Source organism: Frateuria sp. YIM B11624, from assembly GCF_049727805.1.
In the GTDB taxonomy this organism is placed as follows: domain Bacteria; phylum Pseudomonadota; class Gammaproteobacteria; order Xanthomonadales; family Rhodanobacteraceae; genus Frateuria_A.
This window is the reverse complement of record NZ_JBCNYA010000012.1, coordinates 40,991-53,530: the sequence shown is the minus strand read 5'-3', so window position 1 is coordinate 53,530 and position 12,540 is coordinate 40,991. Positions and strand designations below refer to the sequence as shown.

Sequence of the window (12,540 nt, the reverse complement as noted above, 5' to 3'; positions counted from 1 at the left end):
GCTCTGGACGCCGCGCCCACACTCGCGCGCCTAGACTCCGAGGCAGACTGGGCCTCAGGAGTGCGCATGAAACACGTCGCCCGCCGCACGCTGGCCGTCGTGCTGGTCGTCGTCGCGCTGCTGGTGGTGGCACGCCTGGTGCTGCCGTACGTGGTCAAGGACTACCTCAACCGCAAGATGGACCGCATGGGCGATTACCACGGCCAGGTCGCCGACGTGGACATCCACCTGTGGCGCGGCGCCTACAGTCTCGGCGACCTGCGCATCGACAAGGTCGACGGCAAGGTGCCGGTGCCGTTCTTCTCCGCCGCCACCACGGACATCGCAGTCAGCTGGCGTGCGCTCACCCACGGCACCGTCCGCGCCCGCGTCGAGTTCGACCATGCCAGCCTCAACTTCGTCGATGGCGGCGACAAGGCGCCCAGCCAGGCCGGCACGGGCGTGGATTGGCGCAAGCAACTGGAAGGCCTGATACCGATCCGCCTGGACGAAGTGAGGATCCACGACAGCCAGGTGACCTTCCACAACTTCGTGTCGCATCCGAAGGTGGACATGAAGATGACCGACGTGGAGGCGACGGTGGTCAACCTGAGCAACGCCGACCGCAGCCAGGGCCGCCGCGCCGCCGATCTCGACGCCACCGCCAAGGTACTCGGCGACGCGCCGCTGATGGCCAAGGCGAACTTCGATCCCCTGGACGAGCGGCTGCTCGACTTCACCCTCGCCCTGCGCATCCGCGACATCCAGCTCGAACGCCTGAACGACCTGGCACGTGCCTACGCCAAGCTGGATTTCGCCGGCGGCCAGGGCACCTTCGTGATGCAGCTCGAGGCGCAGGGCGGCCAGCTCAACGGCTACGCCAAGCCGCTGCTGCACGACGTCAAGGTGTTCAGCTGGAAGCAGGACGTCGAGCAGGAGAAGGAGAACCCGCTGCGGGTCGCATGGGAGGCGATCGCCAGCGGCATCACCTGGCTGTTCAAGAACCACAAGGAGGACCAGTTCGCCACCCGCGTGCCGATCAGCGGCCGCATCGACGACAAGGACATCGGCACCTGGCGGGCGGTCATCAACGTGCTGCACAACGCCTTCGTGCAGGCCTACACGCCCAAGCTGGAGGGCCTCAAGCCCGCACCCGAGAAGCAGGACTGACCGGCCTGCTTCGCGGACGCACTGCTATCCTGCCGGACCATCGATCGCTTCCACCCGGAACCCGCATGCCTGCTTCGCCGCTGCACGTCGTGATCCTCGCCGCCGGCGAGGGCAAGCGCATGAAATCGCGCAAGCCCAAGGTGCTGATGCCGCTGGCCGGCCGGCCGCTGCTGGCCCACGTGCTGGCCACCGCGCGGGCATTGTCGCCGGCCACCGTGCACGTGGTGTACGGGCATGCCGGCGAGCAGGTGCACCAGGCCTTCGCCGCCGATCCGGACATCGACTGGGTCGAGCAGGCCGAGCGCCTGGGCACCGGCCATGCGCTGGCGCAGGCTCTGGCGCACATTCCCGACGACGCGCGCGTACTGGTGCTGTACGGCGACGTGCCGCTGCTGCGCGCCGAAACGCTGGCGCCGCTGGCCGGCGCCGAAGGCCTGGCCCTGCTGGTCACCGCACTGGACGATCCGCACGGCTACGGCCGCGTGCTGCGCGATACGGACGGCCGCGTCGCCGGGGTGGTCGAGGAGAAGGATGCCGATGCCGCCCAGCGCGCGATCCGGCTGGTCAACACCGGCATCCTCGCCGGCGAGGCCGCCGCGCTGCGCGGCTGGATCGAGCGGCTGGACCGCAACAACGCGCAGGGCGAGTACTACCTCACCGACGTCTTCGCCATGGCGGCGGCGGAAGGGCGGCCGGCCGCCTGCATCGAATGCAACGATCCCATCGAGGCGGCCGGCGCCAACGATCCGCTCCAGCTCGCCGGACTGGAAGGCCATCACCGCCGCCGCGCGGCGCGGGAGTTGCTGCTCGCGGGTGTGCGCATGGCCGACCCGGCGCGCATCGAGGTGCGCGGGCAGGTGCAGGCGGGCATGGACGTGGAACTGGATATCGACGTGATCCTGGAAGGTCGCGTGGCACTGGGCGACGAGGTGCGCGTAGGGCCGTTCGTGCGGCTGAAGGACGTCGAGCTGGCAGCCGGCACCGTGGTGCTGGCGCACTGCGACCTGGAGGGCGTGGTCACCCACGGCGCCTGCACCATCGGCCCGTTCTCGCGGCTGCGCACGGGCACCGAGCTGGCCGCCGGCGTGCACGTGGGCAATTTCGTGGAAACCAAGAAGGCCAGCCTGGGCGAGGGCAGCAAGGCCAACCACCTCAGCTATCTCGGCGATGCGCGGATCGGCGCCGGCGTGAACGTGGGCGCCGGCACCATCACCTGCAACTACGACGGCGTCAACAAGCACCTGACGCAGATCGGCGACGGCGCCTTCATCGGCTCCAACAGTGCGCTGGTGGCGCCGGTGACGATCGGCGCCAACGCCACCATCGGCGCGGGTTCGGTGATCACCAAGCCGGCCCCGGACGGCGAGCTGACCCTCGCGCGCGGGCGGCAGCAGACCATTCCCGGCTTTAGGCGTCCCACCAAAAAGCCCAGGCCCGCCTAGGTGACCTGTGTAGGGTGGGCTTCAGCCCACCGCACTCCGCCGGGATGGTGGGCTTACGCGTAACGCCAGCCGTCGATTTCCACCAGCAGTTCGCTGCGGCAGATGTCGCCGTGCAGCAGCAGCACCGGCACGCCAGGCAGGCGGCCGGCGATGAACTCGCGCACCTGCGCGGCATCGGCCGGATGGCGCACGTAGGCCTTCAACGGCGATTGCGTGTCGAAGCCGGGCGCCAGGCGGCCGCGCGTCAGCAGCGCCTCGAGGTTGGTGAAGGTTTCCTCCAGTTGCGCCTGCAGGTCGTCCTCGTGCGCGGAGGCGTGGCCCACTACCGCGGCGGTACCGGAAATCGCCAGCGCATCCTGCGCCGGCAGCAGCATCGCGCGGGCGAAGCTCGGCGGCGTGCGGCCGTACTGGCGCGGGTAGCACCAGGCGCTGACCTGGCGCGGGTTCTCGATGCGCTCGCCCGGCTGGTCGCAGGCCAGCAGGTAGACCTGCAGGCGGCCGGCCGGGCCGTGGTGGCCGATCGCCGTGGCGGCGGGAAAACCTTCGGCGAAGAAGGCGCCCATGCCGGTCGCGCGGCCCTCGCAGAACTGCTTGTAACGCTCGGCGTCGCCTTCGCCGCGGTTGATCGCCTCCAGGTAGTTCCACACCCGCAGCACGTGCCGCTCGGCGCGACCCTCGACCAGCCGGCGCAGCGCCTGGTAGGCGTGGGTGGCCGCGCCGCCGGGCCCGCCATGTACCGCCTCGTCCAGCTCCACCGCGGCGAACAGCCAGCCGCCGCCGGCGGCCCAGCGCACGTCGCCGTCGCGGCCGTGGACGACCTCGGCGTCGACCTGCCACAGCTCCAGCGGCGCGGGGGCGTCGAAGCTTTCCAGCGCCACCCGCAACCAGCGCGGATCCTCGCTCGCGGGCACGCCGCTGCCGAAACCGAACACCGCCAGCGTGCCGTGCTCGGCCAGCACCGAAGCCACCTCGCCGCTGCGGTAGGCGACCCGCGGCGCGCGGCGCGGGAGCGCCTCGGCCAGCACGTTTTCACAACCCTGCATCATGCAATGCGAACCAGGAGCAACAGGGCCGCTATGTTACACTCCGCGCCTGCTGCCGCCGGGGGGAGGCAACACATGGGGTACGGAATTTCGCATGGCAGAACAGACCGCGGCCCAGCACGAGCTGGCCACCTTGATCGTCCAGAGCCTGAACCTGGAATCGGTCGCACCGGAGCAGATCGGGCCGGACGCGCCGCTGTTCGGCGGCGAACTGGGGCTGGATTCGATCGACGCGCTGGAAATCGCGCTGGCGGTATCCAAGCGATACGGCTTCCAGTTGCGCTCGGACAACCCGGACAACAAGCGCATCTTCACCAGCCTGGCCACGCTCTCGGCGCATATCGAGCAGAACCGCGCGGCCTGAGCCCGCGCGTGCGCGTCGCCGTGACGCGTCCGCCAACCCGTTGCGCGGACCATCACCCTCTCCAATCCTAGATGTACGCGCACGTCATGTCCGATTCCCGGCGCCCCGGTGGGCGCCCGCTGCCGCTGCTGCTCGCCTATCCGCTGCTGGCGCTCGCCGGCGCGTTGCTGCATCGGCAATCCCTGTCGCTGGCCGCGCTCGCGCTGTTGCTGGGCCTGCTGCTGTGGCCGGCGCTGCGCAATCGCCAGCCCGGCGCGTGGCTGCTCTGGCTGGGCCTGCTTGCGGCGATGGCCTGGCTTGCCGCGCGTGGCCTGGCCGCGCTGGCGCTCGATGCCGTGCCGGTGTTGCTGAACCTGCTGCTGGCCTGGATCTTCGGGCGCACCCTGCGCGCCGGCCGGCAGCCACTGGTGGCGCAGTTCATCGAGGCGATCGAGGGCGCGCCGCGGCTGGCCATGCCTGGCATCGCCCGCTACGCGCGTCACCTCACCGCCTTCTGGACCGTGCTGTTGACCGCCCAGGCGATGTGGCTGGGCGTGCTGCTGTCCTGCCAGGTGCCCGGCGGCCTGCTGCTTCGGCTGGGCGTCGCTTCGCCATGGCCGGTGCCGCAGGCCTGGGTGCAGGGTTACGTGCACCTGGGCGTCTACCTGCTGCTGGCCGCGGTGTTCGTGCTGGAGTATCTGTTTCGCCGCTGGCATCTGCGGCACCTGCCGCACCTAGGCCTGCATGCCCTGTTGCACCGGCTGGCGCTACGCTGGCCCCAGCTGATACGCGGCAGGAACCGCGCGCCATGACCGACGGCTACCACACCACGCTGCGCTTCCCGGCCGACCACCCGAGCCTGCCGGGCCATTTCCCGGGCCGCCCGCTGGTCGCCGGCGTGCTGCTGCTCGAACGGGTCGCCGACGCGCTGCGCGCCTGGCGCGGCGAGCGGCTGGCCTGCGTGCGCGAGGCCAAGTTCGTCGCGCCGCTGGAGCCGGAGCAGACCGCCGAACTTCGATTGACGCCGGCGGGGACGCAGGTACGCTTCGAGCTGCGCCGCGACGGCACCCTGCTGGCGCGCGGCCTGGTCGAGGGAGCGACGGACGCATGACCCATCACTGGCAAAGCCGGCCCGAAGGCGGCGGACGCTTCGCGCTGTGGCTGATCCGCAACATCGCGCTGTACGGCGGGCGGCGGTTCGGCCGGCTGTTCCTGTATCCGATCACGCTGTACTTCTTCCTGCGCCGCGGCCCCGAACGCGCCGCCTCGCGCGCCTACCTGAGCCGCGTGTTCGGCCGCCGCGCCTCGGCCTGGCAGGTCATGCGGCACATCCACTGTTTTGCCGCCACGATCATGGACCGGATCTTCCTGCTCGCCCACGGCGAGAAGAATTTCGAGATCGAGACGGTCGGCCTGGAGATGCTCGACGAGCGTCTGGCGCAGGGCCGCGGCGTGCTGCTGTTCGGCTCGCACCAGGGCAGTTTCGAGGCGCTGCGCGCGATCGGCGCGCGCCGCCCGGAAATGCCGTTGCGCGTGCTGCTGGACAAGCAGAAGACCCCGGCGATGACCGAACTGCTCGAGGCGCTGGCGCCGGAGGTGGGCGCCTGCGTGATCGACGCTTCGCAGGATGGCACCTCGATCACCCTGGCGATCGCCGAGGCCTGTCAGCAGGGCGCGCTGGTGGCGCTGCTGGCCGATCGCGGACGCAGCCACGAGGCGCTGCGGCATGCGCCGTTCCTCGGCCAGAACGCGCCGTTCCCGGTCGGCCCGTGGCTCCTGGCGCATTCGCTGAAGGTGCCTGTCGTGCTGTGCTTCGGCCTGTACCTGGGCGGGCGGCGCTATCGCCTGGTGTTCGAGCCGATGGCCGACCAGGTGGACATCCCGCGCCACCAGCGCGGGCCGGCCCTGGACGCGCTCATCGCCCGTTACGCCGAGCGGCTGGAGCATTACGTGCACGTGGCCCCCTACAACTGGTTCAACTTCTATGACTTCTGGCAGCAAGATCGGCGCGCTCCTGTGCACCCTGGCCCTGAGCTGCTCGGCGGCCGCCTCGGCACCTGACGCCACCGATGCGCTGATCGGCGCGCTCGGCCGGCCCGCCCCGGCGCGCACGGCCTTTGCCGAGGCGCGCTTCATGCAGGTGCTCGACCGCCCGCTGGTGGTCTCCGGCGAGCTGGCCTGGCTGGGCGGCGACACGCTCGAGCGCCACGTCACCCGGCCGCACGAGGAAACCGCGCGCATCGCCGACGGCAAGGTCAGCCAGCAGCGCGAGGGCAAGGGCGAACGCAGCTTCTCGCTCGAACGCGCGCCGCAGTTGAAGGTGCTGGTGGACAGTTTCGTGGCGCTGCTGGGCGGCGATGCCGGCCGCCTGCGCAAGGCTTTCGCGATCGCCCGCAGCGGCGACGCCAGCGGCGCCTGGGCGCTCACCCTCACCCCGCGCGACCTGGACGTGGCGCGCACCGTGGCGACCATCCGCATCGACGGTGAAGGCAAGGAAGCGCGTTGCATGTGGATGCAGGAAGCCGACGGCGACGTGGCCGTCGACCTGCTCGGCAGCCTGGCGGCGAAGATGCCGGCCGAGCCGACGCGCGAGGCGCTGGCCACGCTCTGCCGGGGCCGATGAGCAGCGGCCGGCCTAGCATGCCCCTGCGCGCACGCGCCGCGCTGCTGGGCGGATGGCTGCTGGTGCTCGCCCTGCTGGGGCTGTGGGTGGCCAGGCACCTGCAGGTCAGCTCGGACCTGCGCAGCTTCATGCCTGCGCCGACCACCCCCGACCAGCGGCTGCTGATGGAGCAGGTGGGCGAGGGCCCCGGTTCGCGCCTGCTGCTGCTGGCGATCACCGGCAAGGACGAGGCCACCCTGGCGGGCCTGAGCCAGGCGCTGGCGACGAAGCTCAAGGCCGACCCGCGCTACGCGCAGGTGCTCAACGGCAGCTTCGATCTCACCGCACTGGATCCGAAGCTGCTGCCCTACCGTTACCTGCTCTCGCCCACGCTGGACACGCATGCACTCGATGCGCCGTTCCTGCGCGACGAACTGGAGCAGCGCCTCGACGATCTCTCTTCGCCGGCCGCCGGCCTGCTCAAGGGCCTGCTGCCCCGCGATCCCACGCTGGAGGTACTCAAGCTCGCGCAGCGCTGGGCGCCGGCGCGTTCGCCACAGATCCGCGACGGCGTGTGGTTCTCGCCCCAGGGCGAGGCGCTGCTGCTGGTGCAGACCCGTGCGGCCGGCTTCGATCCGGATGCGCAACAGGCCGCCATCGCGGGCATCCAGCAGACGTTGCACGCGCTGCCGGATGGCGGCGACGCGAAGCTGGCCGTCTCCGGCCCGGGCTACTTCAGCGTGGTCGCCAGCACGCAGACGCGCACGCAGGCCGACTGGATCGGGCGCGTCTCCACGATCGGCTTCATCGCGCTGCTGTTGCTGGCCTACCGCAGCGTAGGCTCGCTGCTGCTGGCTGCGCTGCCGGTGGCCAGCGGCGCGCTCGCGGGCATCGCCGCGCTGACGTTGGTCTATCCGCAGGTGCACGGCATCACGCTGGCATTCGGCTTCACCCTGCTCGGCGTGGCGCAGGAATACCCGATCCGCGTGCTGAGCCACCGCCGCGCCGGCGAGGATGCGGTGGCCAGCGTGCGCGACCTGTGGCCGCTGCTGCTCACCGCGATCGCCTCGGCCTGCATCGCCTACCTCGCCTTCTATGCGTCCGGCGTCAACGGCCTGAAGCAGCTCGCGGTATTCACCATCGTGGGCCTGCTCGCCGCCGGCTTCAGCACGCGCTACCTGCTGCCGTACCTGTTGCCGGTGCGCGTGCGCGACGTCGCCGTGTTGCCGTGGCTCAAACGCCTGCGCACGATGGTCGACGCGCTGCCGCGGCCGCGCTGGATCCCGTGGGCGGTCGCGGTCGCGATCGTGGCGATGCTGGCGCTGGCACGCGGGCCGTTCTGGCAGAACGACCTGGCGGCGCTGACGCCGTTGCCGACCGAGCTGCTGCAGCGCGACGCGCGCCTGCGCGCGGCGCTGGGCGCGCCGGACGTGCGTTATCTGCTGGTCCTGGAGGCCGCCACGCCCGAGGCGGTGCTCGCGCTGTCGGAAAAGCTGGAGCCGAAGGTGGATGCACTGGTCGCACGACATGCCGTGGACGCGATCGAACTTCCCTCGCGCTACCTGCCCAGCGCGGCGACCCAGCATGCGCGCCAACGGAGGCTGCCCGACCACGCGGCGCTGGAACGGTCGCTTGCCGAAGCCACCGACGACCTGCCGTTCCGCCGTGACCTGTTCGCGCCGTTCGTGGCCGACGTGGACGCCGCACGTGGCCTGCCGCCGCTCACGCCGCAGGCGTTCGCGACCAGTCCGCTGGGGCAGCGCCTGGCGGCGATGCTGGTGCAGCGCGACGGCCACTGGCTGGGATTGGGCACGGTCAGCGGCGTGCACGATGCGGCGGCGCTCGCGGCGCTGTCCCGCGACAGTCGCGGTGCCGTGCGCGTGCTGGACCTGAAGGCCGCAGCCGAGTCGCTGGTGGCCGCCTATCGCACGCGCATCCTGCAGGCGCTGCTCGTCGCCACGATCCTGCTGGTGCTGACCATCAGCCTGGCCCTGCGCAGCCTGCGACGCGCCTGGCACGTGCTGGCGCCGATGACGCTGGCGACCTTCCTGGTGCTGGCGGTCGAGCGCGTGGCTGGCGTGGAGATCTCGCTGTTCCACCTGGTCGCGCTGATCCTCGCCGGCGGGCTCGGACTGCACTACGCGCTGTTCTTCGAGCGCGACACCGGCGATGCCGACGAACAGCGACGCACGCTGCACGCCACGCTGGTCTGCGTGCTCTCCGCGCTGCTGGTGTTCGGCATGCTGGCCTGGGCGACCATCCCGGTGCTGCGCGCCATCGGCCTGACCGTGAGCCTGGGCGTGGCCTTCCACTTCTGCCTTTCCATCCTGATGGCGCCGCACGCGCAGGCCGACGATGCTGCCGAAAAGTGACTGGGCGCACCTGATCCCGCACGCCAATGGCATGTGCCTGCTCGATGCGGTGCTGGCGTGGGATGCCGACACCCTCCACGCCAGCAGCGAAAGCCATCTGCGGCGCGGGAACCCGCTGCGCGGCCCGCACGGATTGCATGCGGTGCATCTGGCCGAGTACGGCGCGCAGGCGATGGCCGTGCACGGCGCCCTGCTGGCGCGCGCCCGCGGCGTCGAAACCGCCCGGCCAGGCATGCTGGTGAGCCTGCGCGACGTCAGGCTGCAGATCGAGCACGTCCCGACCCACGGACGTCTGGACGTCCACGCGCAATGCCTCTATGCCGACGATGCAGGTGCGCAGTACGGCTTCCGCGTCGAGCATGGCGGCCGGCTGCTGGCCAGCGGGCGTGCAGCCGTGATCCATCCCCAGGAGGCCTCGCCATGAGCACGAACCCCACGCCGCGTCGCGCCCTGGTCACCGGCGGCAGCGGTGATCTTGGCGGCGCCATCTGCCACGCGCTGGCCGCCGCGGGCTACCACGTGATCGTGCATGCCAACCGCGCCCCGGAGCGTGCCGAAGCGGTCGTGGCGGCGATCCGCGCGGCGGGCGGACAGGCGCATGCGGCCGCCTTCGACGTCACCGATGCCGGCGCCGCGCAAGCTGCACTGGAGGGCCTGCTTGCCGAGGGCCCGGTCCATGCGGTGGTCAGCAACGCCGGCGTGCACGACGACGCGCCGATGGCCGGCATGCGTGCCGATCAATGGCAGCGGGTGATCGACATCTCGCTCAACGGCTTCTTCAACGTGGTGCAACCGCTGCTGCTGCCGATGGCGCGCGCGCGTTTCGGCCGCGTGGTGGCGGTGGGATCCGTGGCCGGCCAGATCGGCAATCGCGGCCAGGCCAACTACGCGGCGGCGAAGGCTGGCCTGCACGGCGCGGTGAAATCGCTGGCGCGCGAGATGGGCTCGCGCGGCATCACCGCCAACGTGGTTGCGCCGGGCGTGATCGAAGGCCGCATGATTGGCGAAACCTTCCCGCCCGAGCGCATTCGCGAGATGGTGCCGGCGCAGCGCGCCGGCAAACCGGAGGAAGTGGCCGCGCTGGTGGCCTTCCTCTGCTCGGAGGCCGCCGCTTACATCAATGGCCAGGTGATCGGCATCAACGGCGGCATGGCCTAAAGAGAACAGGCGCCGCGTCGCGGCGGCGCCTGCGATGGCGCTGTATCGCCGGTCGCTTCAGCCAGCGCGGACCGGCTCGGCCTTGCCGTTGCGAATGGCTTCTTCCAGCAACTTCTGCATCTCCCGTTCGGCCTTGCGGCTGACATCCTGCTGGCGTTGCGCAAGCACCTGCTGCTGCTTCTGGAAAGCGGCCTGCTGGGTTTGAAGTTCATGCTGCTGCGCCGCGATCTCCTTCTGGATGGCGGCGTGCCGCTGTGCGAGCTGGGCCTGGCGCTGCTCGATGGACTGCCGGCGTGCCGCGCGGCGCTGTTCGGCGGCCGGGTCCGAGCCGGTGTCGACTTCCACCGCCTGGGCGGCCAGTTCCGCCGCTTGGCCGGCGAGTTCCGCCTGCTCGCGGGCGAACTCGGCGTCGCGCGCGGCCAGTCCAGCCTGCTGGCCGGCCAGCCTTCCCTGCTCTCCGGCCAGCCGCCCCTGTTCGCTCGCCATGTCCGTGACCGGCGCATAGATCGCCTTGGCGCGCGCGACCACCGCTGGGTCGTGCACGACGTACGCCTTGTCGTCGTGGCGGAACCAGACCAGTGGACCGTTGCTGCTGCGTAGCCGCTTGGCCGTGGCGATGTCGGCGTCGTTGCCGCTGACGATCGTGGTGTCGCCGTCGAAGATCGCCAGGCCGCTGCGTGCGCCCGAGTCGGTATCGATGTGCACGTGGTGGCCGGAGAAACTCGCCAGTACCGGGGGCGGCGGAGGCGGTGCGGGAGGAGCGGGCGGCGGTGGGGCCGGAGGAGCGGGCGGAGCCGGAGGCGGCGGCGGGACGCGGTACCGCGCGGCCGGCGTCGGCTGCGCGGCGTGCGCGGGCGATGAAGTGGGCGCGGGCGATGCCGCGGGTGCGGGGCGTGCGGCAGGAGCCTGTGCCGTTGCGGCCTGAGCCTGGCTCGCGGGAGCTTCCGCTTTGCCGGCGGTCACGCGGTAGGGCAGCACGCCGGCCGCTGCGATCGCGACGAGCAGCAGCCAGCCGCGGCTGCGGCGGGGAGTGGCCTCGATGTGCTGCAACATGGTCAGTCGCCTCTTGAGGTTGTGGAACGTGGGGGAAGCCCCGGCCAGGCCGGAGGGGAGCGGTGCAGCCACGCCCAGCCGCAGCAGCAGGCGGCCATAGGCCTGCGGTTCGCCGCCGGTGCAGGCCAGTGCCTGGGCGTCGCAGGCGGCCTCGCGGCTGAGCGCGTACTCGCGCATCGCCCAGACCACCAGCGGATGGAAGAAAAACAGCTTCTGCGCCAGCGCCGGCACCCAGCCCAGCCACAGGTCGCCGCGGCGCAGGTGCGCCAGTTCGTGCGCGAGTGCCATCGCGGTCTCCTCGTCGGAGAGGCGCGCCTCGGCTGGGAACAGCACCAGCGGGCGCCAGGCACCGAGCACCTGCGGCGAGCCGACCGCGTGCGAGAAGGCGAGCCGTGGCGCGTGGCGCAGGCCCAGCCGCCGCGCCTGCATCCGGCAGGCAGCCTGCCACTGTGCGGGCGCCGGCCGTGCGTCGCGGCGCGCCCGTGCGGCGCGCCGCGCATGCCGCGCCAGTCTTGCCAGTTGCAGCAGCACGCCGGCCAGCCACAACGCGAGCAGCGCATGCCGCCACGGGAACGGTGGCCGCGCGGGAGGCATTTCGATGGCCGGCGCGGGCAGCGCGGTCACGGTGTGCGTGGCGCGCGGCAGCAACTCCAGCGGTGCGACCGGATGGGCGACCGCAACGGTCGCCTCAGGCGCCGGCAGCCAGCGCAATTGCAGCGGCGTATGCCAGGCCAGTCCCAGCACCAGTTGCGCGCCGACCAGCCACCACAATGCGCAGCGGACCGCCGCCGGCAGGCGCGGTAGCAGGCGGCAGGCCAGCGCCACCACGCCGATCAGCAGGCAGGCCTGCGCCGAGGTCCACAACAGGCGGGTCGAAAGGACGTCCAGCAACGGGGCAAGCGTGGCCATGGTCAGGACTCCTTGCGGCGTGATTGCAACTGGGCGACCAGCGCCTCCAGCTCGGCCAGTTCGGCGTCGCTGACGTCGGCGCGTTCGGAGAGATAGGCGACGAAAGGCGACACCGAGCCGCTCAGCGTCTTTTCCACGAAGCTGCCCACCGCGTTGCGTATCGCTTCGCCGGGCGCGGTGGCCGGGCTGTAGCGGTACACGCCGCCGGCCTGGCGGCGCTTGAGGTAACCCTTGCCGCGCAGGCGCTCCATCATGGTCAGCACGGTCGAGCGGGCCAGCCCGCGCACCTCGCCGAAGCCGGCGGCGACCTCGCCCACCGAGACGGGCGCGTGTTCGGCCAGGTAGTGGAGCAGGGCGAGTTCCTGGTCACCGATGGTGGGGCGGGACATGGCGGCTTTCCTGACTACAGTTGTAGTCAAACTAGCGCTGACTACAATTGTAGTCAATAGGCCGGCCGGCACGCCGATCG

The 12,540-nt window shown here is 71.3% G+C and carries 13 protein-coding genes; 10 read left to right on the top strand and 3 right to left on the bottom strand.

Features of this window, described 5'->3' with window-relative positions; translation table 11 throughout:
• The first annotated feature begins 66 nt into the window (after positions 1–66).
• Both AAIL17_RS07960 and glmU read left to right on the top strand, forming a co-directional pair.
• A complete protein-coding gene (locus tag AAIL17_RS07960; RefSeq protein WP_424682293.1) occupies positions 67–1,149 on the top strand; it encodes a DUF748 domain-containing protein in 1,083 nt (360 codons plus the stop codon).
• 65 nt (positions 1,150–1,214) lie between these two features.
• A complete protein-coding gene (glmU, locus tag AAIL17_RS07955) occupies positions 1,215–2,591 on the top strand; it encodes a bifunctional UDP-N-acetylglucosamine diphosphorylase/glucosamine-1-phosphate N-acetyltransferase GlmU (RefSeq protein WP_424682292.1) in 1,377 nt (458 codons plus the stop codon).
• 53 nt (positions 2,592–2,644) lie between these two features.
• Here the strand turns inward: glmU and AAIL17_RS07950 are convergent, their stop codons facing one another.
• Positions 2,645–3,637, bottom strand: a complete 993-nt coding sequence (locus AAIL17_RS07950) for a pteridine-dependent deoxygenase (RefSeq protein WP_424682291.1) — start codon at positions 3,635–3,637, stop codon at positions 2,645–2,647.
• 91 nt (positions 3,638–3,728) lie between these two features.
• Between AAIL17_RS07950 and AAIL17_RS07945 the strand changes: the two genes are divergently transcribed.
• The 8 genes from AAIL17_RS07945 (at position 3,729) to fabG (ending at position 10,109) form a co-directional block, all read left to right on the top strand.
• Positions 3,729–3,998, top strand: a complete 270-nt coding sequence (locus AAIL17_RS07945) for a phosphopantetheine-binding protein (RefSeq protein ID WP_424682290.1) — start codon at positions 3,729–3,731, stop codon at positions 3,996–3,998.
• A gap of 86 nt (positions 3,999–4,084) precedes the next feature.
• Positions 4,085–4,789, top strand: coding sequence for a xanthomonadin biosynthesis protein (locus AAIL17_RS07940; RefSeq protein ID WP_424682289.1), 705 nt, complete (start codon positions 4,085–4,087; stop codon positions 4,787–4,789).
• Entirely contained in the window at positions 4,786–5,088 is a 303-nt protein-coding gene (locus AAIL17_RS07935; protein WP_424682288.1) for a hydroxymyristoyl-ACP dehydratase, read from the top strand. The genes AAIL17_RS07940 and AAIL17_RS07935 overlap by 4 nt, the downstream gene beginning before the upstream one ends.
• On the top strand, positions 5,085–6,038 hold the full coding sequence (locus AAIL17_RS07930; protein ID WP_424682287.1) for an acyltransferase: 954 nt from the start codon (positions 5,085–5,087) through the stop codon (positions 6,036–6,038). Before AAIL17_RS07935 ends, AAIL17_RS07930 begins: the two co-directional genes overlap by 4 nt.
• Positions 5,962–6,600 carry a LolA-related protein gene (locus AAIL17_RS07925; RefSeq protein WP_424682286.1) on the top strand — a complete coding sequence of 213 codons (639 nt, stop codon included), beginning with the start codon at positions 5,962–5,964 and terminating at the stop codon, positions 6,598–6,600. Before AAIL17_RS07930 ends, AAIL17_RS07925 begins: the two co-directional genes overlap by 77 nt.
• Before the next feature lie 17 nt (positions 6,601–6,617).
• On the top strand, positions 6,618–8,951 hold the full coding sequence (locus AAIL17_RS07920) for an MMPL family transporter (protein ID WP_424682285.1): 2,334 nt from the start codon (positions 6,618–6,620) through the stop codon (positions 8,949–8,951).
• The gene (locus tag AAIL17_RS07915) at positions 8,935–9,375 is read left to right on the top strand and encodes a phosphotransferase (protein WP_424682284.1); all 441 of its coding nucleotides are present in this window, start codon (positions 8,935–8,937) and stop codon (positions 9,373–9,375) included. The genes AAIL17_RS07920 and AAIL17_RS07915 overlap by 17 nt, the downstream gene beginning before the upstream one ends.
• A complete protein-coding gene (fabG, locus tag AAIL17_RS07910; protein WP_424682283.1) occupies positions 9,372–10,109 on the top strand; it encodes a 3-oxoacyl-ACP reductase FabG in 738 nt (245 codons plus the stop codon). Before AAIL17_RS07915 ends, fabG begins: the two co-directional genes overlap by 4 nt.
• A 57-nt stretch (positions 10,110–10,166) precedes the next feature.
• Here fabG and AAIL17_RS07905 read toward each other — a convergent pair whose 3' ends face one another.
• Both AAIL17_RS07905 and AAIL17_RS07900 read right to left on the bottom strand, forming a co-directional pair.
• Entirely contained in the window at positions 10,167–12,071 is a 1,905-nt protein-coding gene (locus tag AAIL17_RS07905; protein ID WP_424682282.1) for a M56 family metallopeptidase, read from the bottom strand.
• 2 nt (positions 12,072–12,073) lie between these two features.
• Positions 12,074–12,460 (bottom strand): BlaI/MecI/CopY family transcriptional regulator, encoded by a 387-nt coding sequence (locus AAIL17_RS07900; RefSeq protein WP_424682281.1) that lies wholly within the window; start codon positions 12,458–12,460, stop codon positions 12,074–12,076.
• Between the last annotated feature and the right edge of the window lie 80 nt (positions 12,461–12,540).